Annotated in this window: 19 protein-coding genes and 1 pseudogene; 13 read left to right on the forward strand and 7 right to left on the reverse strand. The window is 72.4% G+C overall.

Annotated features, from left to right (window positions below; genetic code table 11):
* Positions 1-88: 88 nt before the first annotated feature.
* Positions 89-403, reverse strand: coding sequence for a hypothetical protein (locus MB828_RS37345; RefSeq protein WP_133029090.1), 315 nt, complete (start codon positions 401-403; stop codon positions 89-91).
* A 232-nt stretch (positions 404-635) separates the two neighbouring features.
* On the opposite strand from MB828_RS37345, the gene MB828_RS37350 reads away from it, so the two are divergent.
* The 9 genes and pseudogenes from MB828_RS37350 to MB828_RS37390 all read left to right on the forward strand — a co-directional run bounded on the left by MB828_RS37350 (position 636) and on the right by MB828_RS37390 (position 9311).
* The gene (locus MB828_RS37350) at positions 636-1004 is read left to right on the forward strand and encodes an arsenate reductase family protein (RefSeq protein WP_301652042.1); all 369 of its coding nucleotides are present in this window, start codon (positions 636-638) and stop codon (positions 1002-1004) included.
* A 122-nt stretch (positions 1005-1126) separates the two neighbouring features.
* A complete protein-coding gene (locus MB828_RS37355) occupies positions 1127-1840 on the forward strand; it encodes a hypothetical protein (protein WP_301652043.1) in 714 nt (237 codons plus the stop codon).
* A gap of 285 nt (positions 1841-2125) precedes the next feature.
* Complete coding sequence (gene glnII / locus MB828_RS37360) at positions 2126-3157, forward strand: glutamine synthetase (RefSeq protein WP_301652044.1); 1032 nt, start codon at positions 2126-2128, stop codon at positions 3155-3157.
* 147 nt (positions 3158-3304) lie between these two features.
* A pseudogene (locus tag MB828_RS37365) lies at positions 3305-3473 on the forward strand (DUF6891 domain-containing protein).
* A 328-nt stretch (positions 3474-3801) separates the two neighbouring features.
* Positions 3802-4392 (forward strand): winged helix-turn-helix domain-containing protein, encoded by a 591-nt coding sequence (locus MB828_RS37370; protein ID WP_301652045.1) that lies wholly within the window; start codon positions 3802-3804, stop codon positions 4390-4392.
* A gap of 77 nt (positions 4393-4469) precedes the next feature.
* Positions 4470-5480, forward strand: coding sequence for an NAD-dependent epimerase/dehydratase family protein (locus MB828_RS37375; RefSeq protein ID WP_301652046.1), 1011 nt, complete (start codon positions 4470-4472; stop codon positions 5478-5480).
* A 163-nt stretch (positions 5481-5643) separates the two neighbouring features.
* Complete coding sequence (locus tag MB828_RS37380; protein WP_301652047.1) at positions 5644-6924, forward strand: sensor histidine kinase; 1281 nt, start codon at positions 5644-5646, stop codon at positions 6922-6924.
* On the forward strand, positions 6909-7559 hold the full coding sequence (locus MB828_RS37385) for a response regulator transcription factor (protein WP_301652048.1): 651 nt from the start codon (positions 6909-6911) through the stop codon (positions 7557-7559). Before MB828_RS37380 ends, MB828_RS37385 begins: the two co-directional genes overlap by 16 nt.
* Positions 7560-7733: 174 nt before the next feature.
* The gene (locus MB828_RS37390; protein ID WP_301652049.1) at positions 7734-9311 is read left to right on the forward strand and encodes a DUF1996 domain-containing protein; all 1578 of its coding nucleotides are present in this window, start codon (positions 7734-7736) and stop codon (positions 9309-9311) included.
* Positions 9312-9402: 91 nt separating this feature from the next.
* On the opposite strand, the gene MB828_RS37395 is transcribed toward MB828_RS37390, so the two are convergent.
* On the reverse strand, positions 9403-9810 hold the full coding sequence (locus MB828_RS37395) for a hypothetical protein (protein WP_133022310.1): 408 nt from the start codon (positions 9808-9810) through the stop codon (positions 9403-9405).
* A gap of 158 nt (positions 9811-9968) precedes the next feature.
* On the opposite strand from MB828_RS37395, the gene MB828_RS37400 reads away from it, so the two are divergent.
* The 4 genes from MB828_RS37400 to MB828_RS37415 all read left to right on the forward strand — a co-directional run bounded on the left by MB828_RS37400 (position 9969) and on the right by MB828_RS37415 (position 14675).
* A complete protein-coding gene (locus MB828_RS37400) occupies positions 9969-11912 on the forward strand; it encodes a hypothetical protein (RefSeq protein WP_301652050.1) in 1944 nt (647 codons plus the stop codon).
* Positions 11913-12001: 89 nt separating this feature from the next.
* Positions 12002-12898 (forward strand): metal-dependent hydrolase, encoded by an 897-nt coding sequence (locus MB828_RS37405; RefSeq protein ID WP_301652051.1) that lies wholly within the window; start codon positions 12002-12004, stop codon positions 12896-12898.
* Positions 12895-13929, forward strand: a complete 1035-nt coding sequence (locus MB828_RS37410; RefSeq protein ID WP_301652052.1) for a PDR/VanB family oxidoreductase — start codon at positions 12895-12897, stop codon at positions 13927-13929. Before MB828_RS37405 ends, MB828_RS37410 begins: the two co-directional genes overlap by 4 nt.
* A gap of 56 nt (positions 13930-13985) precedes the next feature.
* Entirely contained in the window at positions 13986-14675 is a 690-nt protein-coding gene (locus MB828_RS37415; RefSeq protein ID WP_133022306.1) for a TetR/AcrR family transcriptional regulator, read from the forward strand.
* A 249-nt stretch (positions 14676-14924) separates the two neighbouring features.
* Here MB828_RS37415 and MB828_RS37420 read toward each other — a convergent pair whose 3' ends face one another.
* The 5 genes from MB828_RS37420 to lanL all read right to left on the reverse strand — a co-directional run bounded on the left by MB828_RS37420 (position 14925) and on the right by lanL (position 20596).
* The gene (locus MB828_RS37420) at positions 14925-15281 is read right to left on the reverse strand and encodes a 5-carboxymethyl-2-hydroxymuconate Delta-isomerase (RefSeq protein ID WP_046728274.1); all 357 of its coding nucleotides are present in this window, start codon (positions 15279-15281) and stop codon (positions 14925-14927) included.
* 68 nt (positions 15282-15349) lie between these two features.
* Positions 15350-16240, reverse strand: a complete 891-nt coding sequence (locus tag MB828_RS37425; RefSeq protein ID WP_301652053.1) for an ABC transporter permease — start codon at positions 16238-16240, stop codon at positions 15350-15352.
* Positions 16237-17349 (reverse strand): ATP-binding cassette domain-containing protein, encoded by a 1113-nt coding sequence (locus MB828_RS37430; protein WP_301652054.1) that lies wholly within the window; start codon positions 17347-17349, stop codon positions 16237-16239. The genes MB828_RS37425 and MB828_RS37430 overlap by 4 nt, the downstream gene beginning before the upstream one ends.
* 107 nt (positions 17350-17456) lie before the next feature.
* Positions 17457-17612: a VenA family class IV lanthipeptide gene (locus MB828_RS37435; RefSeq protein ID WP_165941413.1), complete on the reverse strand. Its 156-nt coding sequence runs from the start codon at positions 17610-17612 to the stop codon at positions 17457-17459.
* Between the two features lie 47 nt (positions 17613-17659).
* Positions 17660-20596, reverse strand: coding sequence for a class IV lanthionine synthetase LanL (lanL, locus tag MB828_RS37440; protein ID WP_301652055.1), 2937 nt, complete (start codon positions 20594-20596; stop codon positions 17660-17662).
* Positions 20597-20949 lie beyond the last annotated feature (353 nt).

Here is a 20949-nt window from a genome sequence, read left to right on the forward strand (position 1 = left end):
GGGGGCGCCGAGCGCGGGGCGCGGGGGCGGGGGGTCGAGTGTGAAGGGGCCGGGCGCGGCGGAGGGTCGCTGCGCCCGGGCCCGGTGTTCACCTTGCGTATCGCATCAGCGCCCGCACCATGTGGCACGTCGTGTCCGACGGCGGGTGGACTCCGATGCTCTCCGCCGTGCTCCGTATCGTCTCGTTCCGGGCCTGGACCGGCAGGTACACGCCGGAGTCGAGCAGGGCGATGGCGAGGCGCATGGCCTTGAGGCGGCGGTTGTGCGTGACGTACCAGTCGCGGGGCCGCCCGGCCGGCAGCGGGCGCTTCTCCACCGGCGCGTAGGGCGAGTCGAGCACGACGGCACGCTTCGCGGTGGACTGGGTCGGCAACGGCTTCGGCTTCAGTGCGGCAGCGGGCACGGGCATCCTCCTGTCGCGGTCGGAGCGCCGCCGGACGCCCCGGCGACTCTCTCGAACACTGCTCCCAGTGTACCGGCCCCCACGGACAACGAGACAGGCCGCGAGGACGGTTAACTCCCCTGATGAGGACGGGTATTTCGGTTGTGGCGGGATGGGCGGGCGGGGCCTGCGCGACAGTCCCGAAAATCGAACAGATCGCGCTCGGGAGGACGGCTCGCGTACCGTTCCCCGCATGGAGATCTGGATCAACCCCGCCTGCTCGAAGTGCCGTAGCGCGATCAGCCTGCTCGACGCCGAGGGAGCCGACTACACGGTCCGCCGCTATCTGGACGACGTGCCGGGCGAGGACGAGATCAGGTCCGTGCTCGGCCGGCTCGGGCTCGAACCGTGGGACATCACCCGCACCCAGGAGCCGGCCGCCAAGGAACTGGGCGTGAAGGAGTGGGCCCGGGACGCGGCGTCGCGCGAGCGGTGGATCCGCGCCCTCGCCGAGCACCCGAAGCTCATCCAGCGGCCGATCATCACCGCCGACGACGGCACGGCGCTCGTCGCCCGCACCGACGAGGCGGTACAAGAGGCCCTGGCCAGGGGCAAGAACTGAACACCCCTCAACTCCGGTGTGACGCAGGTTACTTCAGCTGACTCCTGTAACCGCTGAGTAACGACGTTCGACATCTCGTACCTAGCGACGTACGCACTCCCCCTTCCCCTCAGGAGGCGCGCATGTCGCGCAGGAGAAACCTCAGCGCAAAGAAGAAGGTCGCGCTGCTCGTCAGTGCCGCGGCGGTCGCGGGCGGCGGAGCCTTCGCCCTGGCGTCCACCTCGAACGCCGCGCAGACACCGCAGAACGCCAAGACGCTGTCGTCGGCCGCGGACTCGACCGTCTGCTCGGGGCTGGCCACGGCTCTCGGCAACAACCAGAAGTTCATCGCCGGGCAGCAGGCGAACCCGGACGCCCAGTCGGCGGCCAGGATCGCCAACCGGCAGGCGGTCATCGAACAGATCAAGGTCCAGCAGAAGGCGTCCGGTTGCGTCGTTGGGGAGTCGGCTCAGGGCTCCCAGGCGGCGGGCGGCACGCAGACGGGCCAGACGGGCCAGACGGGCCAGACCGGTCAGACGGGTCAGCAGACCGCGGCGCCCTCGCAGAGCGCGGCCACCGGCAACACCGGCGGCGCGGCGGCCGCGTCCGGGCAGCAGGTCTGCAAGGGCTCGACCGTCACCCTGTCCGGCGAGGCGGGCGCACCGGCCGCCTCCAGCAACCAGTTCCCGGCGGGGACCACGCTGAAGGTCACCAACCTGGACAACAACAAGTCCACGACGGTGAAGGTCACCTCGGTCTCCGGCAGTTGCGTACTGCTCAACAACGCGGCCTTCGAACAGGTCCGGGAGCCCGGCAAGTTCCTGATCCGCCGAGCGGTGATCGAGAAGGTCGGCTGACCGGGACCACGGGCTGAGATCCGGCCGCCGGCTTTGACGGAGGGAAAGCCGGCGGCCGCCGCACGACGGTTCCGTACGGTGCCCGAATTGGGGCCCCTACCCCATCTCACCGGACCTCACGACGTGAGTCCCACCACAGAACCGCCAGGTAACACGGGGTTCACATCCGAGCAATGATCGGGAAATCGCCTGTTGACAGGCTGCCGGGCAGAAAGGCGGCGCTCCGGTGCCGTAGCGCCGCTGCACCCGCAAGTGCGCCCGACCCACCCCCGAAGGATGTGGCCCGTGACCTTCAAGGCTGAGTACATCTGGATCGACGGCACCGAGCCGACGGCCAAGCTGCGTTCCAAGACGAAGATCATCGCGGGCGCCCCCGCCGGTCTGGACGCGCTGCCGATCTGGGGCTTCGACGGGTCCTCCACGAACCAGGCCGAGGGGCACTCCTCGGACCGTGTACTGAAGCCGGTCTTCACCTGTCCGGACCCGATCCGCGGCGGCGACGACATTCTCGTCCTGTGCGAGGTCCTGGACATCGACTTCACCCCGCACCCCTCCAACACGCGTGCCGCGCTGGCCGAGGTCGCGGCGAAGTTCGCCGCGCAGGAGCCGATCTTCGGCATCGAGCAGGAGTACACCTTCTTCGACGGCGCCCGCCCGCTGGGCTTCCCCGAGGGCGGCTTCCCGGCCCCCCAGGGCGGCTACTACTGCGGTGTCGGCGCCGACGAGATCTTCGGCCGCGAGATCGTCGAGGCGCACCTGGACAACTGCCTGAAGGCGGGTCTGGCGATCTCCGGCATCAACGCCGAGGTCATGCCAGGCCAGTGGGAGTTCCAGGTCGGCCCGGTCTCCCCGCTGGAGGTCTCCGACCACCTGTGGGTGGCCCGCTGGCTGCTCTACCGCACCGCCGAGGACTTCGGCATCTCCGCCACCCTCGACCCCAAGCCGGTCAAGGGCGACTGGAACGGCGCCGGCGCGCACACCAACTTCTCCACCAAGGCGATGCGCGAGGGCTACGACGCCATCATCACCGCCTGCGAGTCGCTCGGTGAGGGCTCCAAGCCGCTCGACCACGTCAAGAACTACGGCGCCGGCATCGACGACCGCCTGACCGGTCTGCACGAGACCGCCCCGTGGAACGAGTACTCCTACGGCGTCTCCAACCGCGGTGCCTCGGTCCGCATCCCGTGGCAGGTCGAGAAGGACGGCAAGGGCTACATCGAGGACCGCCGTCCGAACGCCAACGTCGACCCGTACCTGGTGACCCGGCTGATCGTCGACACCTGCTGCTCCGCCCTGGAGAAGGCCGGCCAGGTCTGATCCGCGTCCGGTTCCTCCCGAAGGGGCGTCCGCCGTTCACCGGCGGGCGCCCCTTCCGGCTGCCGGGGCCGCGTCGTCAGTCCCGTATGCCGTCGTCGGCGGTGCGCCGTCCGGCAGGCGTTCACGGCCTTGGAGCGTCAAGGCATCGTGGCCCGCGGGGACTTCACCTGCTGCCGCTCCTGCGGGACGACCGGGCGTCGGCCGCAGGGTGGTCGCCGCACTGGTGGACGCCGGGTTGTCCGCAGTGTGGGACGGCAATCCGGACAAGGCGGTCGAGCTCACTCCCCTGACCTGGCACAAACGCCTGGTGGGGTGAGGTGGGCGAGGCCGCCGTCACATCCGGGAAGCGTCCAAGCAGTGAGAGGAGGGTCCTGTTTCGGGGCTGTGTCTGCTTCAATGGGCGCATGGTCAGCTACCAGAACTACACCGCGACGGGTCGCCATGACCTCGAGCCGTTCTGGCCTTCCCGTCAGCACCACGACTTCGACCGGGTGTGTTGCCGCGCGACGAACGCGCGGGCCCTCTAAAGCCGTACACCCCGGCCTTCGGCCAGCGCGGAACGCAGTACGTCCCGGCGCGCCCGACCACGAATCGCGGCCGTCGTCCCGACCGACGAACTCCTCGCGCGAAAGAGCTGACGTCTCATGGCGACCACTCGTTCTCTCTCCCCCGCTCCCGCCCTCGCCGCCTCCTCCCCCGCTCCCCGGCACCGGCTGCGTGCCGTCGACCGGGACGAGGTCGTGGACATGACGGGCCTGCTGCCCCCGGGCGCCACGTGGCTGCCCGCTCCGCAGCACACCCTGCCCACCCTGCCGGGCCAGCCGCCGATGATCGGCTACCTGGTGCTGGTCCCGGCGGACCAGCAGCCGCCGTTCCTGCCGGTCGCGGTCCCGGACCGGCCGGAGACCGCCGACGAGCAGCCGGTCCCGGCCGCCGCCGGTGAGCCGCTCGTCACCGTCGACACCGTGCAGCGCACCGCCCAGGTCGACGGCCGTGAACTCGACCTCACATACCTGGAGTTCGAGCTGCTCGCCCATCTGGTCGCGCACCCCAACCGGGTGCACACCCGCGACCAGCTGGTCACCACGGTCTGGGGCTACGGCCACGTCGGCGACGGCCGCACGGTCGACGTCCATGTCGCCCGCCTGCGCCGCAAGCTGGGCGCGGAGCACCGCCGGACGATCCAGACGGTCCGCCGGGTCGGCTACAAGTACACCCCGCCGACGGGCCGCTGAGCCGGCCGGGACCGGGACGCTCTGCCCTCGGCAGATTCCGGTTCCGTGCGGTGCCGTCACCGGGCACGATCACCGGCATGAGACTTCTCGTGCTGGGTGGAACGGAGTTCGTGGGACGGGCCGTCGCCGAGGCGGCGCTCGGACGCGGCTGGGAGGTGACCGTCCTCAACCGGGGGCGGCACCGGCCCGTCCCCGGGGTGCGGTCGCTGCACGGTGACCGCACCGCGCCGGACGGTCTCGCCGCCCTCGACGGGGGCGGCGAGTGGGACGCGGTCGTCGACACCTGGTCGGCCGCGCCCCGGGCGGTCCGGGAGACGGCGCGGCTGCTGCGGGGCCGCGCCGGGCGGTACGTGTACGTGTCGAGCTGCTCGGTGTACGAGTGGCCGCGCCCGGCCGGTCACACCGAGGAGACGGCCGTGGTGGCGGGGGCCCGGGCGGACGCGGGTCAGACCGAGTACGCGCAGGACAAGCTGGGCGGTGAGCTGGCCGCCGTCGAGTCCTTCGGCCCGGACGGCTCGGTCCTGGTACGCGCCGGGCAGATCCTCGGACCGTACGAGAACGTGGGCCGGCTGCCGTGGTGGCTGAACCGGATCGCGCGGGGCGGCCCGGTCCTCGCACCGGGCCCGCGTGACCTCGCCCTCCAGTTCGTGGACGCCCGGGATCTCGCCGAGTGGACCCTCGGCGCGGTGGAGGCGGGCCTTTCCGGGCCGTACAACCTGGTCGGTCCGACGGGGCACGCCACGATGGGTGAACTCCTCGATGCCTGCCGCCGGGTGACCGGCTCGGACGCGGAACTGCGGTGGACGGCGCCGGAGTCGATCCTGGCGGCCGGGATCGAGCCGTGGACGCAGCTGCCGGTGTGGCTGCCGCCGGACAGCGAGTCGTACGACTGCATGTACGGCATGGACGTCTCCCGGGCCCTGGCGACGGGTCTGGTGTGCCGGCCGGCGGTGGAGACGGTGGCCGACACATGGCGCTGGCTCCAGGAGATCGGCGGGGCGGCGCCGGCGCGTGAGGGCCGGCCGGCCGTGGGGCTGGACCCCGATGTCGAGGCGCGGGTCCTCGGGGTTCCGACGGGCAGGGCGTGAGCTGTGTGCGGGTCCGTGGGGGCTGATCGCGCAGTTCCCCGCGCCCCTTCGGGGCACTGTCCCTCGGGGACGACGCGAGTCCCCGGGGTGTAGCTGGCACCACCCCCTGACATGGGGCTTCGGGCCAGTGACCGGTGGCTGTGGGGTCGGACAGACTGACGCCATGACGACGAACACGAACAGCGGTGGCTTCCGTGGCCGGGCGCGGGAGGTGCTGCTCGCCGCCGTGCGGGGGCTGGTGCTGGCCCTGGTGATCCTGCCGGTCTCGGTTCTCTGCTTCGTCCTGACCGCGGTCTCGGTGGCGCTGATCCCGATCGGCGTCGGGATCGTCACGACCCCGTGGATCCTCGGCGGGGTCCGGGACGTGGCGGACGTACGGCGGCGGCTGGCGTACGAGTGGTGCGGGGTGCGGATCCGGTCGGCGTACCGGCCGCTCCCGGCGGACGCCAACCCGTGGGCCAGGACCTTCGGGATGCTGCGGGACCCGCAGGCCGGACGGGACGTGCTGTGGCTGTTCGTGGACATGACGGCCGGGTTCGTGACCGCGCTGCTGCCGGCGGTGCTGCTGCTCTATCCGCTGGAGGGGTTCGCGGTGGCCGCCGGGCTGTGGCGGGTGCTGTCCGGCGGCGGGACCTACTGGTACGCGTTCGTGCCGGTCTCCGGCCCGCCCACCGCGTTCGGGGCCGCCGCCACCGCCGTCGTGCTGCTGGTCGGTGCCTGGTACCTGGGCCCGCGCCTGCTCACCGCGCACTTCCGGCTCACCCGTGCCGTCCTCGACCCCGGTGAGGGCGAACTCGTGGAGCGGGTAAGGGTGCTGACCGAGACGCGGAAGGACGCGGTGGACACCTCGGCCGCCGAGCTGCGGCGGATCGAGCGGGATCTGCACGACGGGGCGCAGGCCCGTCTGGTGGCCATGGGCATGGACCTCGGGACCGTCGAGATGCTGATGGACAAGGACCCGGCGAAGGCGCGGGAGCTCCTCGCGCGGACCCGGCGGGCCTCCGTGGAGGCCCTGGGCGAGCTGCGGGACCTGGTCCGGGGCATCCATCCGCCGGTGCTGGCCGAGCGTGGCCTCGGGGACGCCGTGCGGGCGCTGGCGCTGCGGCTGCCGGTGCCGACGGAGGTGACCGTGGAGCTGCCGGGACGGGCGGACGCGCCGGTGGAGTCGGCCGCATACTTCGCGGTGAGCGAGGTGCTGACCAACGCGGTCAAGCACTCCGGCGCGGACCGGATCTGGGTGGACCTGCACCACGTGGGAGAAGGCGGCGGGATGCTGCGGATCTCGGTCACCGACCACGGCCGGGGCGGAGCGGTGGTCGGCGCGGGCTCCGGGCTCGCCGGGGTGGAGCGACGGCTCGGTACATTCGACGGCGTCCTGGCCGTCAGCAGTCCCGCGGGCGGTCCCACCATGGTCACCATGGAGATTCCGTGCGCGTTGTCCTAGCCGAAGACCTGTTCCTGCTGCGCGACGGACTGGCCCGGCTGCTGGAGGCCTACGGCTTCGAGATCGTCGCCGCAGTCGAGTCCGGCCCCGAACTCGCCCGTGCGCTGGCGGAGTCGGAGCCGGACGTGGCCGTGGTGGACGTACGGCTGCCGCCCACGCACACCGACGAGGGGCTGCAGTGCGCGCTCAGGGCGCGGCGGGACCGGCCGGGGCTGCCGGTGCTGGTGCTCTCCCAGCACGTCGAGCAGCTCTACGCACGGGAGTTGCTGGCGGACGGCAGCGGCGGGGTCGGGTACCTGCTGAAGGACCGGGTGTTCGACGCGGAGCAGTTCGTGGACGCCGTACGACGGGTCGCGGCGGGCGGTACGGCCATGGATCCGCAGGTGATCCAGCAGCTGCTGGCCCGCCGGGCGGACGACCGGCCGCTGGGCGGCTTGACACCGCGCGAGCTGGAGGTGCTGGAGCTGATGGCGCAGGGCCGGTCGAACGCGGCGATCGCCGGGCAGCTCGTCGTCACGGAACGGGCCATCGCCAAGCACACCTCCAACATCTTCACCAAACTGGGACTCGAGGTGTCGGACGACGACAATCGGCGCGTCCTCGCGGTGCTGGCCTACCTTGACCGCGACCGCTGATTTTCCCGGAACTTCCGCAGCTCAAACGGCAGTTGTGCCCCAAGTGCGTAACAAATCTCTGATGAATTTGTGAGGCGGCTGAACACCACTGAGATGAGGTGCGTATGAGAAGGCGCCGCTTCACTCCTGTCGGGCGCCTCGATGCCGCCCCGCAAGGAAGGTCTGAGGAGTTCCATGGGACGCAACATACGCAAACGCCGCTCGCCGCTGGCTGTCAAGGTCACCGCCGCAACGGCGGCCATCGCGCTCGGCGGGGGCGGGCTGCTCTGGGCACAGATGAATGCTTCGGCGCACGAGTCGAACAATTCCGCCCAGAACTACACGAAGGCCGCTGCCGCCACGGTGGCGACCATCTCCTGCCCGGACGTCGGCCAGAAGCTGACGAGCGTGCCGGCCAAGGCCAAGATGGGGGTGGCGAGGGAGCTGGCGAATCTCGACAAGCAGATCACCGAGGCCTACTCCCGGCTCGCCTCCACCCGCCAGGCACAGGCGAACGACGCCAACTTCGTGCAGAACGCGATCGTCGGCCCCCTGAAGGAGAAGCGGGCGGCCACGATCGACCGGATCCGGCTCGACATCACCCGGGTCGGCGGGCAGTTCAACAGCTCGCTGGCCCAGCTCGCGGCCTGCACCACGCAGACCGCGAACCAGACCACCGCGGGCCGGGGTGGCGGCCGTAACAACGGTGGCAAGGGCAACAACAACGGCCAGAACAACGGTGGCCAGAACAACAACAACGGCGGCCAGAACAACGGCGGCAACGGGCAGGCCACGGCCGCCCCGAGCGCCAGCGCCAGCACCCCGGTCGACGTGGGCATCGGCGGCCAGGCCGGCAACGGCCCGACGGCCGCGGACTTCGTGGACATCACGAAGGTCGCCGCGAACGTCCAGGGCAAGCCGCAGAACGGCCAGCAGGCCTCGACCGGTACGTTCACCACCAGGTGCGGTGTGAACGCGAACAAGAACCACAACACCGACAACGTGATCGTGGCGCCCGGCGTGACCAACGGCGCGCACCACCTGCACGACTACGTCGGCAACCAGAAGGTCGACGCCTTCGCCAACAACAACACGCTGATCGCCGACCAGACCACCTGCCAGAACCAGAGCGACCTGTCGGCGTACTACTGGCCGGTCGTCCGTGAGCAGGACGGCTCGCAGGACTTCGACCAGAACGCGGCCGGCGGTGGCACCGAGGGCAACGTCGGCAAGATCCTGACCCCCGTCCAGGCGCAGATCAAGTACGTCGGCAGCCCGGCCAGCAAGGTCACCGCGATGCCGCAGTTCCTGCGCATCATCACCGGTGACGCCAAGACCACGACCAACGGTCTGGCCAACGCCAACGCGCACTGGAGCTGCACCGGCTTCGAGAACAAGGTCCAGCTGACCGAGCAGTACCCGATCTGCCCGCAGGGCAGCCAGGTGGTCCGCACCTTCGCCTTCCAGAGCTGCTGGGACGGCACGAACATCGACAGCGCCAACCACCGCACGCACGTCGCGTTCGCGGACCCGGCGAGCGGTGTCTGCCCGAACGGCTTCAAGGCGATCCCGCAGCTGACGATGCGTCTGGTCTACAACGTCGCGCAGCCGAGCATCGTCAACGGCCAGGTGAAGAACGCCTACGCGGTGGACGGCTTCCCGGAGCAGCTGCACAAGGCGGCAACCGACCACGACGACTTCATCGCGGTCTTCAAGAACAACCTGGCGAACACCATCGCCAACTGCATCAACTCCGGCAAGAAGTGCCAGTAGGCACTGACTGACGGATAGCACGGAAGCGGGCGGTGGGATTCTCCCACCGCCCGCTTCCGTGTGTGCGTGCCGCCCGTACGGCCGGTACGGCTCAGCTGGTGTGCTTGCTGTGGTCGGTACCGATCTCCTCCCAGCCGCCCAGCGTGTTCTGCAGGGTCTTGACCAGCTTGTCGGTGCCCACGACGACCCACTTGCGGCCGACGAGGTAGAAACCGCCGTAGTCCTTCGCGTCGTTGATCCACTCGCGCTGGCCGCGGTCGGTGGCGAAGGTGGCGAAGACGAACTTGCCGGCAGGAACCTTGCAGATGGCCTGGCGGACCTCGTCGGAGTCGATCTGGATGTCCGGGGTGCACTTCACCTTGGCGGCCAGGCTCTCCAGACTGCCGGTCGCGGTGACCGGGATCTTCGTCTCCGCGCTGCCGTCGCCGGATCCGCAGCCCGCCAGCGCCAGTACGGCCACGGCGCCGGCCGCCGCGAGCATCGGTCGGGTCAACCTCATCTGTTCCTCCGGTCGCGTTGCTGGGCCTGGAATGCCTCAGGGGCCCTCCCCATCGATACGGCTGTGGGCCACGGGGCGCTCAAATCGCACGCGGGTCCAGGATGCCGTGGTCACCCGAGTGGCGGTGACCGACCGACGACTGGCTCGTTCACCAGGACGTGCAGTCACAGGATGTAGCGTCACAGGATGCAGCCCGGCCACCCACAGCCGCCTCCGCCGGAACCCAGGGTCCGGCCGTCGACGTCGAGCAGGCCGAGGCCGCGCTCGTGGAGCACTACCCACGGCTGGTCCGGCTCGCCTATCTCGTGCTGCCGCCCGGTCCGGGCCGCGGCCGCCGCGTCCTGACCGCGCACGCCCTCGTCCAGCGGGCGCTGCCCCGCGGCCGCACGCAGGCCCCCGCCGTGCCCGCCCAGTCGGCCGGCCGGGACACCGACCCCGGGTACGCGCTCGTCCGGCTCCAAGTGGTGCGTACGGCACTGGAGGCGGGTCGCCCGCTCAGGCTCACCGCGTGGCCCAGGCGCGCCCAGCTGCCGCCGCTGCTCCCCCAGGTGTGGGGCCTGCGGCTCTTCCCGCGCTCCGGCGGCGCCGACGAACTCGCCCTGGACCAGCGGCTGGCCACCCTCTCCGGTCCGGCCCGGGCGGCGTACGCGCTGCGCGGGCTCGAACGGCTCCCCGACGGCGAGGTCCGCAGGATCCTCAGGACGGCCGGGGTCGACCAGCCGGAGGCCGCGCTCGCCGAGGCGAACGGCGTGCCGGCCGAGTACCCGCTGCTCGACTCCCCCGAGTTCGACCCGTGTTCGCTCCAGGCCCGGCCCACCGACCTGAGGCGCCGCCGCCAGCACACCAGGGCGGCGCTCGCCGCGGCGGCCGCGCTCGCGGTCTGCGGGGCGCTGGTCGCGCTGCCCGGCGGCGGCTGGGGCGCCGACGGCGCGGCCGCTCCGGTGTACGCGCAGAACCCGGCCGCCCGGGCCGCCCTGGACCCCGCCCGGCTGACGAAGGTCCCGGCCACCGCCTGGAAGACGGCCGCCCGTACCGACTTCTCCGTGTGGCCCGCGCGCGGCGCCCTCACCGGCGACACCGCGCTGCTGCGCCGCGCCCTCGCGGTCTGGGCCCGGCCTGGCCCCACGGTCCGGGTCTCGGCGACCCCCGGCACCCAGACCGGCGGCCCGTCCGGACCGCCCCAGCTGCTGTACGCGGGCGTCGTCGACAGCGCGCGCGTGGCGGTCTTCTACGACGGTCTGCGCATCGCCCGCTACGCCGAGCCGAAGGACGGCACCGCGGGCGCGGCGCTGGACTTCGCCCGTGTCGACGGCGCGACCGGCGCGGAGGCGAGCGCGCTGGTGCTCGGCCGGGCCGACGGCAACGTCCGCTATCTGACGGCGCCCTGGGTGACCGGCGCGGCCGAGCGGGACCTGATGAAGCCGGCCGCGGCGGCGACGGACGTGGGGCTGACCGACGGGGTGACCGGGCCGCTGGCCAGCGCCGCGCTGCAACAGGGGGCGTGCACGTCCTGGGAGGTGCTCCAGCTGACCGACGCGCAGGGGGTGCGGCTCTCGACCGACCTGGGCGAACTGGTGCCGGCCCATCTCACCGCCGGGCAGCCCGGCCGGGCCGGGGAGGTCGACGGGGCGGCGGCACTGCGGGACTGGGCGCCGTTCGCCTGCTCGCTGGCCGCGGAGCGTTCCGCCGGGGTGCGCGGTGTCAACGCGTGGGCGTTCGCCGCGCAGCCGCTGCCGGAGGCCGGCGGCACCGGGTCGTGGGTGTGCACCCGGGCGGAGACCTGGCGGGGCGACGGGACGGTGTCCCTGGCCCAGTTCCGCACGCCGGGCAGCCGGTACGGGGCGGTCGCGGCCAAGGGGGCCGACGTGACCGCCTGCGGCCCGCGCGATCCGCAGGTGCTGGCCGGGGTGCTGTGGAAGTCCGGGGGCGGGCAGTGGTACCTGCTGGCCGCGGGCGGCCGCGACACCACATCGATCCGGGCCACCGGAGGGGTCACCGCCTCGGCGCCGGGCGCGCTGCTGGCGGCCAAGGCGAAGCAGGGAGCCCAGGCCTCCCTGAAGGGGACGCTGGCGGGCGGGCGCGAGATCGGCGGACTGCGCTGAGCCAGGTGCCACCACCCTTGCTGACACTCGCGTAAACAAGGCCCGGCGCAGCTCTTCTCAGCCGGGCTACCCGTCAGTACATTGACGCCATGTCCAACAAGCCGCCGCGACCGGTGGAGCCCGAGCACGTCCCGCTCCAGGCCCGCAACGTGTCCTTCGCCTGGGAGGACACCCCGCTGCACTGGGTGCCCGGCGATCCGTTCGCCACCCACACCATCAACGTGCTGCACATGCTGCTGCCCGCCGGTGAGCGGTGGTTCGTGCACGTCTACAAGCAGGTGCTGCCCCTGATCCGCGACGAGCGGCTGCGCGCGGACGTCGTCGGCTTCATCGGACAGGAGGCGATGCACTCCCAGGCCCACGACGAGGTGCTGCCGCACCTCAGGGAGCTGGGCCTGGACCCGACGCCGTACACCGCGCAGGTCGACTGGTTCTTCGAGAAGCTGCTCGGCGACCGCACGCTGCCGCCCGGGAGGGCCCGCCGCTGGTGGCTCCTCGAACGGGTCGCGCTGATCGCCGCCATCGAGCACCACACCGCCTTCCTCGGCGACTGGGTGCTCAACGCCGAGGAGCTGGACCGGCGGGGCGCCGACCCGACGATGCTGGACCTGCTGCGCTGGCACGGCGCCGAGGAGGTCGAGCACCGCTCGGTCGCCTTCGACCTGTTCCTGCACGTCGACGGCGGCTACGCGCGCCGGGTGCGGACCTGGGCGACGGCGTTCACGGCGATCGTGTTCCTGTGGCAGCGCGGCGCCCGCTTCTTCATGGCGAACGACCCGACGCTGCACGAAGGCCGCGCCCGGCTCCGGGACTTCCACCTCGCGGGCCGGCGCGGCACGCTCCCGACGACCGGCGCCGTGCTGAGGTCGGTCCCGCGCTACCTCAGCCACGGCTACCACCCCTCCCAGGAGGGGTCCACCGCGCAGGCGCTCGCCTATCTGGCCTCCTCCCCCGCCGCGTCGGCCGCCGAACAGGAGGGCCGGTGAGAACCCCAGGACTGCGGACCGCCGTCGCGGTGGCGGGCGCCGCGCTGCTCGCCAGGCGGGCCCTGCGCCGTCGTATCGAGGGCTCCCCGCTGTGGCCGCTGCCGGCCCTGGACCCGCCGACCTCCGGGCGGCCGCGTTCCCGGGCGCTCAGCCTGCTGGTCACCGCGCACCGGACGGTCGCCGACGGGGTCGTGCAACTGCGCCTGGAGGGCGAGCGGTTGCCCGCCTGGGAGCCCGGGGCCCATCTCGACGTCGTGCTGCCCTCGGGGCTGGTCCGGCAGTACTCGCTGTGCGGGGACCCGGCGGACACCTCGTCGTACACGATCGCCGCCCGGCTGGTCGCGGACGGGCGGGGCGGTTCGCGGGAGCTCCACGAGCAGGTCGTCGAGGGCATGGAACTGGAGGTGCGCGGACCGCGCAACCGCTTCCCGCTGGCGGCCGCCGACTCCTACGTCTTCGTCGCCGGAGGCATCGGCATCACGCCGATCCTGCCGATGCTGCGGGCGGTGCCGGACGGAGTGCGGTGGCGGCTGCTGTACTGCGGGCGGACCCGTGCCTCCATGCCGTTCCTGGCGGAGCTGGCCGGGGACGAGCGGGTCACGGTGGTCGCGGAGGACACGGACGGGCGCCCGGACCTCGACGCGCTGCCGGTGCCGGCGGGGGCGGCGGTGTACTGCTGCGGCCCCGAGGGCTTGATGGCGGCGGTGGAGGAGCGGTTCCCGGCCGTCCGCCTGGAGCGGTTCGCGCCGCTCGCCGACACCGGCGAGGACCGGCCCTTCGAACTCGAACTCCGGCGCAGCGGCAGGACGTTGACGGTCCCGGCCGACACGTCCGTGCTGGCCGCGGTGCGGGCGGAACTGCCCGACACGCCCTACTCGTGCGCACAGGGCTTCTGCGGGACCTGCCAACAGCGGGTCCTGGAAGGGGAGGTGGCGCACCGGGACGAGCTGCTCACGGACACGGAGCGTGCCGACTCGATGCTGATCTGTGTGTCGCGGGCGCGAAGTGGGAGACTTGTGCTGGACATGTGAACCCGGGTGCCGGGTCGGGGCCGTGGGAGGCCGAATCCGATCGGTAAGGTGTTCGCATGAGTACCGGGGTACGCCGCAGACTGGGAGTCGAAGAGCGGCGGCAGCAGTTGATCGGCGTAGCCCTCGAACTGTTCAGCCGCCGCTCGCCCGACGAGGTCTCCATCGACGAGATAGCCTCGGCCGCGGGTATCTCGCGGCCGCTGGTCTACCACTACTTCCCCGGCAAACTCAGCCTGTACGAGGCCGCGTTGAAGCGGGCCTCGGAGGATCTCGCGGGCCGCTTCACCGAACCTCACGAGGGTCCGCTCGGCGCCCGGCTGCTGCGTGTGATGCGCCGCTTCTTCGACTTCGTCGACGAACACGGGCCCGGTTTCGCCGCGTTGATGCGCGGCGGGCCCGCGGTCGGTTCCTCCGCCACCAACGCGCTCATCGACTCCGTGCGGCAGGCCGCGTACGAGCAGATCCTCTCCCACCTCGGGGTCACCGAGGCCCCGGCCCGCCTTGAACTCGTGGTCCGCTCCTGGATTTCGCTCGCCGAGTCGACGGCGCTGATCTGGCTGGACGGCCGGCGCATCCCGCGCGGCGAGCTGGAGGTGCAGCTCGTCCATGACTTCGCGGCGCTGACGGCGGTGAGCGCCGCGTACGACGAGGAGATGACCGCGCTGGTGAAGCGGATGGTGGAGGGAGAGCCGACGGACGGCCCGTTCGCCGACCTGGCCGCTCGGCTCATAGCACTGGCCGGCTGAGGGCACCCACCGGGCTGCCACGGTGTACCGCCGAGCGGGTGCGGCGCGCCGCGGTGGCTGGCCGGGCAGTTCCTCCCCCAGCCTTCGGCCGGGGGACCCCCAGCGCCCCTTACGGGGCACGGATCCTCGGAGCGGTCCGGCAGCGCCCCGAAGGGGCGCGGGGAACTGCGCGAGCGGCCACGACGGCGCGACAGCCGGACAACCGGCCAGCCGGACGGCCCCACAGCCGGGCTGCGGGCAGAAGCGGGCCTAGCTCTCGTACTTCCGGTACGACGGATCCAGGTCCCGCACCTCCGCGGACGCGTGCAGTACGAACCCCTCCGGCTTCAGGTGCTCCCGCAGCAACTCCAGAGTCGTCTCGGTGAGCTTCGCCTTCGTCTCGTCGGTGCGGCCGGCCAGCAGGCCGAAGGTCACGTGGACGATGACATGCGCCCCGTCGGCGTCGTAGCCGTAGGCCGTGTCGCCGGCGGCGCGGAACAGGGTCTTGCAGGCCTCCGGCTTGGCGGCGGCGATCTCGACCACGGCGGTGTGCAGCGCCCGGGCGAACCCCGCCTTGTCGAACGCGGCGTCCGCCGTGGCGGAGTAGTCGACGGTGATCTGCGGCATGAGCACTCCTGTTCTACGGCAACTGGCGCCCAGCCTAGAGCCCGTCGCGGCGGGCGGCCGCCGGCCCGTCACTCGGGGCGGCCGAAGCGGCGGGCGGCCCAGACCAGGGCCACGGCCCCGCCGGCCAGCAGGACGGCGCACTCCAGGAGCAGCGGAGGCTGCCGGCCGCCCCACTCGACGCCCACGGCGGCCGCCTGGTGCGGTACCCGGAGCGCGATGCAGCGGCGGAGCAGGTCCACCCCGTAGGCGAGCGGGTTGACGACGGTCAGCGCGTGGGCCCAGCGCGGCAGGTTGTCCAGCGGGAAGAAGCCACCGGAGAGGAACAGCAGCGGCATCATCACCAGGCCGAGCAGCATCTGGAAGATCTCCGGCCGGTCCAGGCTCACCGCCAGCAGCAGGAACAGGGCCGTGATGGTGAAGGAGGCGAGGATCAGGGCGGCGAGGAGCAGTGCCAGCAGCAGCGGGTCGTAGGGCAGGCCGACGGCGCCGCCCAGGCCGAGCAGGACGGCGCCCTGGACGGTGGAGACGAGGGTGCCGCCGGCGCAGCTGCCGAGCAGGAGCGTGGGCCGGCTGACCGGGACCATCAGGAGTTCGCGCAGGTAGCCGCTCTGCCGGTCGGTGATCAGGCGGATGCCGACGATGATGGCCGGCGCCTGCACCGTCATGATCAGCATGCCCGGGAAGAGGTAGGCCTGGTAGCCGACGCCCAGTGAGGAGCCGGGGATCAGGGCGGCCAGACCGCCTCCCAGGACGAAGAGGTAGAGCACCGGCTGGAGCAGCATCAGAGCGGTGTGGACGCGCTGGGCCGACAGGCGCAGCAGATCCCGGTGGACCAGGGCGTGGACCGCGCGCAGTTCGTGGCGCGGGGAGATCCCCGGGGCGCGGCCGGGGCCGCCGACGTCCTCCGGGGTGCCAGGGGTGTCAGGGGCGTCCGGGGCCGGCCGGGCGGACGCGGTCATGGGGCCTCCTCGGCCACCGCCGTGGGGCCGCCCGGAACGGGGGCGGCCGGGGTCCCGTGGGGCGGGGGGACGTGGATGCTGCGGCCGGTGTGGTGGAAGAAGACGTCGTCGAGGGTCGGCGGGGTCGCGGACGCGGCGTGCACCGCGATGCCGTGGCCTTCCAGCGCCACGCACAGGCGCGGGATCCAGGCGCTGCCGTCGGGCACCCGCAGCCGGACGCCTTCGGTGTCCAGGGTGACGGTGACGCCCGGCGGCACGGCCCGGGTGACGACCTGCCGGGCCGCCTGGTCGTCGCCGGTGCGCAGCACCACCCGGTCGTCCCCGATCGCGGCCTTCAGCGCGCGGGGTGTGCCCTCGGCCACGAGCCGGCCGTGGTCGATGATGCCGAGGCGGTCGCAGTGCTCCGCCTCCTCCAGGTAGTGGGTGGTGACGAAGAGCGTGCAGCCGTACCGGTCGCGCAGCGCCCGCAGGTGTTCCCAGACCTGGGCCCGGGCGTGCGGGTCGAGGCCGGTGGTCGGCTCGTCGAGGAACAGCACCCGGGGGGCGTGCAGCAGGCCGCGGGCGAGTTCCAGCCGGCGGCGCATGCCGCCGGACAGGGTGCGTACCGGGGAACGGCGCCGGTCGGCGAGGCCGACCGTCTCCAGCGTCTCGGTGACGCGCAGCCGGGCGTGGCGGCGGCGCAGTCCGTAGAGGCGGGCGTGGATGTACAGGTTCTGTTCGGCCGTCAGGTCCGGGTCCAGGGCGCTGTGCTGGAACAGCATCCCGACCGCTCGGCGGACCAGGTCCGGCCGGCTGCGCACGTCGGCGCCCGCCACCGTGGCCTGTCCTGCGGTGGGGCGCGCCAGGGCGCACAGCAGGGCCAGGGTGGTGGACTTCCCCGCGCCGTTGGGGCCGAGGAAGGCGAAGGTCTCACCCGTGAACACGTCCAGGTCGAGGCCGCGGACGGCGTGGGTGGTGGTTCCGTCCGGGCCCGGGTAGCTCTTGACCAGGCCGCGGACGCTGATGGCGGGCGCCGGGCGCGCGGTGGGCCGCGTGACGTCCGGGCCGGTACGGGCGACGGTCAGGGAGGTCGGTCGGGTGAGGGCGTCGTCACCGGCATGTGGCTGCATGGTCGGGTCCTCGTCCACGGGGGTGTCTCGCGCGGGCCTGCCGGCCGGGGCGGCGTCGGCTCCGGCCGGTGGCCGCCCGGGGGCGGCCACCGGCCGGAGTATCTCGGCTAGGCGCAGCTGACGCCCACACAGACGGTGTTGAGCAGCGTCAGGAGGCCGACGCACGCGCACGTACCGGAGAACGACGCTCCGTCGAAGTCGACCGGGTCGGTCTCCGGAAGGGCGTGCAGTTCGGCCAGCAGCTCGAGGGCCTGGTTCTCCATGACATTCTCCTTCTGTTGTGCGGTGGCGGCAGGAGGGTTCCTGTCGCTCAGCCCGGCAGCTGGACGGTCCAGTGCCGGGGGTCGGTGTGGCGGGTCCTCAGGAGGAACGCCAGGATTCCCGCGGACCCGTCGCTCCAGCTCGTCGAGACGTCCCCGTACTCGTTGGGGAAGACGACGTGGCCGGCGCGGTGGGCGCGTTCGCGGACGATGAGGCGGGCCAGGTCCTCGGCCGTCGCCCGGTAGGCGGGGTCCCCGGTGGCGTCGGCCATGTCGAGGAGGAAGTCGCCGTTGCCCGCGAGCCCGTGGCACTGGGCGAGGGCGGCCCGGGAGGCGCGCTCCACGACGGCGCCCGCGGCGCCGCGGGCGAGGTCGCCGAATCGTTTGTCCCCGGTCCGCTGCCAGAGACGGACCAGGAAGGAGCCGATGCCCGCCGAACCGTGGCACCAGTACGGGGCCGTGGGCGGATCGGTGACCTGGGCCGGCCACTGGGCGGCGCGGCCGACCAGCACGGCGTTGGCCACCAGGTGCTCTCCCGCCGCCACCGCGAGCTCCAGGTGTTCCGGCCGGTGGGAGACGGCCGCCGCGGTGAGGAGGAAGGCGCCGATGCCGGCGGTGCCGTGCGCGAAGCCGAGATAGCGTTTGCCTGCCTCTTCGGAGACGGCTTCCGCGGGAACGGGCCAGCTCACGCCCGAAGGTTCGGGCCGCGCGGCGGCGGCCAGCCGGTCGGCCGCGTCGACGACCTGCTCGGCCAGGCGCGGGTCGCCGCTGCGCTGCCACAGGTGGGCGGCGGCGAGTCCGCTGCCCGCGCGGCCGTGGGTGATGTCGTGGCTGGGTGTCGGCTCCAGCGGGGCCAGCGCCAGGGCCAGGGCGTGGTCCGTGAGCGTGCGGTCGTCGAGGGCACGTCCGGCGTCGTACAGCGCCCAGGCGATCCCGCGGCCGCCGAAGTGCAGGCCCGGACGGATGGAGCGGGTGTCGGTACGGGCGACGACCCAGTTGCCCGCGGTGCGGATCAGATCCGGCAGGCGCGGATCCGCGGTGAGTTCGAAGTACCGGGTCAGGACCGCCAGTACGCCTGCCGCGCCCTGTTGCACGGTGCAGGGGTCGGTCTCCCCGGCCAGGGTGGACACGGGCCACAGCCGTCGGCCGTCGGCGGGGGTGATCGTGTCGACGAGGTGCTCCACCATCCCGGCGACCGCGTCCGGTACCACCGTGTCGGGCCCGGCGGTCCACGGCGGCCGGACGGCGGGGCGCGGCGAGCCGGCGGCGGGGCGGGGCGGACCGACCGCGGGGTGCGCCGGGCCGGCAGCGGTCCGGGACGGGCCGGCCGCGGGGTGCGCCGAGCCGGCGGTGGTCCAGGGCGGACCGGCCGTGGGATGCGCCGGGCCGGCGGTGGTCCGGGACGGGCCGGCGGTGGGGTGCGCCGAGCCGGCGGTGGTCCAGGGCGGACCGGCCGTGGGATGCGCCGGGTCGGCGGTGGTCCGGGCCGGGTCGGCGGCGGTCCGGGGCGGGTCGGCGGTGGTCCGGGGCGGGTGCGCCTCGCGCAGGGCCGCACGTGCCCTGGCGGGGTCCCAGCGCTCGCCGGGATCGTCCTTCATCAGCCCGAGGATCGTCTCCGGCACCCCGTCCGGCAGGTGCAACGTTTCGTCACAGGCGGCCAGCCACTCGGCGAACCGTTCCTCCGCGGACCTGCCGGGCGGTTCCTCGGGCAGCAGGTTCGGCACCTTCCCGGCGAGCACGAAGCACACGGTGGCACCGAGGCTGTAGTAGTCGGCGGTCGGGGAGACCGGGGCGTCCGTCAGCCGCTCGGGGGCGCTGAAGCCGGGGGTGCCGACCCGGGTCGGGAGCGGGACGTCGTCCGCCAGGACCGCGAGCTCCAGGTCGATGAGGCGCAACAGGCCGTCGGGGCGGACCATGACGTTGCCGGGGGTGAAGTCCCGCAGCACGCAGCCGCGGGCGTGGGCCGCCGCGACCAGTTCCACCAGGCGGCCGGCCTGGGCGAGCGCCTCCGCCCGGTAGCGTTCGCTCCCGACGTCACGGAAGCGTTCGGCGACCCAGGTGCGCAGGGGCACGCCCGGCACCTCCTCCTGGGCCAGGAACAGGTGCCCGCCCGTCTCGAACATCGCGAGCGGTTCCGGTGCCAGCCCCGTGCCCTGGAGCTTCTCCAGCGTCCTCGCCTCGGCCCGCAGCCAGTCGCGGACGTCGGAGCCGGACGCGTCGGCCTCGACGTGCGGCCGGGCTTCCTTGATCACCACGGGTGCGCCCGTGGTGACGTCGGTGCCCCGGTAGACACCGCCCTTGTTGGTGTGCCGGATCGCCTCCCGCACGGAGAAGCGTCCGCCGAGCAGTACCGGACGGTTCGCGGCCTTCGCGGGGCGCGGTGGCAGCGGTACCGAGGCGGGAAAGGGGCTGACCGCCCAGGCGGGCGGGGAATACCGCCCGGTGCGCTTGTCCTCCACGGGATTTCCGTCGGGGTCCTCGATGAACCACACCAGCAGACCCTGGTCCGACAGCCGCCGCCGGCCGACGAAGGCGCCGTAGCGGTAGTGCACCAGACTGTGCGGGGCATAGGGCTGGTCGGACAGGATCCGGGGGCCGGCCAGGCCCGCCGTGGCTTCGTGCAGCTCCAGCGCCAGCCGGGCCGCGGCCTCGTCGGAGGACGGGTACACGGTGATGAACTTGCCCGAGTTCCCGCGCGGTGTGGCGCGGGAATTGAGCGCGCTCACCTGTTCGAGAGAACGGACGAACTTGAATCCCGACTCCTCGTGGAGCAGGACTTCCAGGGATTTCTCCAGCACTTCGGGAGCGGAGGCCGCCGTCGCGGAGACGTGTAATTTCCAGCCCTGCCTGAGTCGCATACCGGACCGGTGTGCAAGGCGGCACCACATCTCGTCCGCGTCGGTCGTCCAACGCGCGCCGGTACCTGAGGTCCGTAACGCGCGGCGAAGCAGATTTTCGAGGTCGACTTCGGTTGCGTGGCTCGTCATGCGTGTCCCTCTCAACGGCGAGAACCGCTGGTTGGAATAGCCTTCGGTGAGAAGAAACGTACAACACGCTTCGACCTGACGTAACTCACCCCGGTGAGCGCACGGTGTTGTATCGGTAATAGGCGGCGCAGTCCGGCGCAAATGGAGGCGTATAAACAAAAAACAGTGTGCACCAATTAACTGTGAATCAAATCCCGGTGAAAGGGATGGATTCAGGAGGCCTCAGGCGACACCTGGACCCCAGCTTTCCCAGCGGATCTCATGCACAGGACGGAAAGGGAACCCCACGGCGGAGGCTATCGGCGCGGAATACTTCGTGTCACTTCCCGGCCGCCTTTCGATTCCGCTCGGTT

Origin of the sequence: Streptomyces arenae (assembly GCF_022343545.1) — a bacterium.
Taxonomy (GTDB): domain Bacteria; phylum Actinomycetota; class Actinomycetes; order Streptomycetales; family Streptomycetaceae; genus Streptomyces; species Streptomyces humi.

What these genes read in the sequence shown, in the direction of transcription:
- MB828_RS37415 (WP_133022306.1), top strand. Translation starts at nt 13,986, where the DNA reads ATGAGTACCGGGGTACGCCGCAGACTGGGAGTCGAAGAGCGGCGGCAG.
- MB828_RS37350 (WP_301652042.1), top strand. Translation starts at nt 636, where the DNA reads ATGGAGATCTGGATCAACCCCGCCTGCTCGAAGTGCCGTAGCGCGATC.
- MB828_RS37405 (WP_301652051.1), top strand. Translation starts at nt 12,002, where the DNA reads ATGTCCAACAAGCCGCCGCGACCGGTGGAGCCCGAGCACGTCCCGCTC.
- MB828_RS37375 (WP_301652046.1), top strand. Translation starts at nt 4,470, where the DNA reads ATGAGACTTCTCGTGCTGGGTGGAACGGAGTTCGTGGGACGGGCCGTC.
- MB828_RS37435 (WP_165941413.1), bottom strand. Translation starts at nt 17,612, where the DNA reads ATGGAGAACCAGGCCCTCGAGCTGCTGGCCGAACTGCACGCCCTTCCG.
- MB828_RS37395 (WP_133022310.1), bottom strand. Translation starts at nt 9,810, where the DNA reads ATGAGGTTGACCCGACCGATGCTCGCGGCGGCCGGCGCCGTGGCCGTA.
- MB828_RS37355 (WP_301652043.1), top strand. Translation starts at nt 1,127, where the DNA reads ATGTCGCGCAGGAGAAACCTCAGCGCAAAGAAGAAGGTCGCGCTGCTC.
- MB828_RS37425 (WP_301652053.1), bottom strand. Translation starts at nt 16,240, where the DNA reads ATGACCGCGTCCGCCCGGCCGGCCCCGGACGCCCCTGACACCCCTGGC.
- MB828_RS37420 (WP_046728274.1), bottom strand. Translation starts at nt 15,281, where the DNA reads ATGCCGCAGATCACCGTCGACTACTCCGCCACGGCGGACGCCGCGTTC.
- MB828_RS37430 (WP_301652054.1), bottom strand. Translation starts at nt 17,349, where the DNA reads ATGCAGCCACATGCCGGTGACGACGCCCTCACCCGACCGACCTCCCTG.
- MB828_RS37390 (WP_301652049.1), top strand. Translation starts at nt 7,734, where the DNA reads ATGGGACGCAACATACGCAAACGCCGCTCGCCGCTGGCTGTCAAGGTC.
- lanL (WP_301652055.1), bottom strand. Translation starts at nt 20,596, where the DNA reads ATGACGAGCCACGCAACCGAAGTCGACCTCGAAAATCTGCTTCGCCGC.
- MB828_RS37380 (WP_301652047.1), top strand. Translation starts at nt 5,644, where the DNA reads ATGACGACGAACACGAACAGCGGTGGCTTCCGTGGCCGGGCGCGGGAG.
- MB828_RS37370 (WP_301652045.1), top strand. Translation starts at nt 3,802, where the DNA reads ATGGCGACCACTCGTTCTCTCTCCCCCGCTCCCGCCCTCGCCGCCTCC.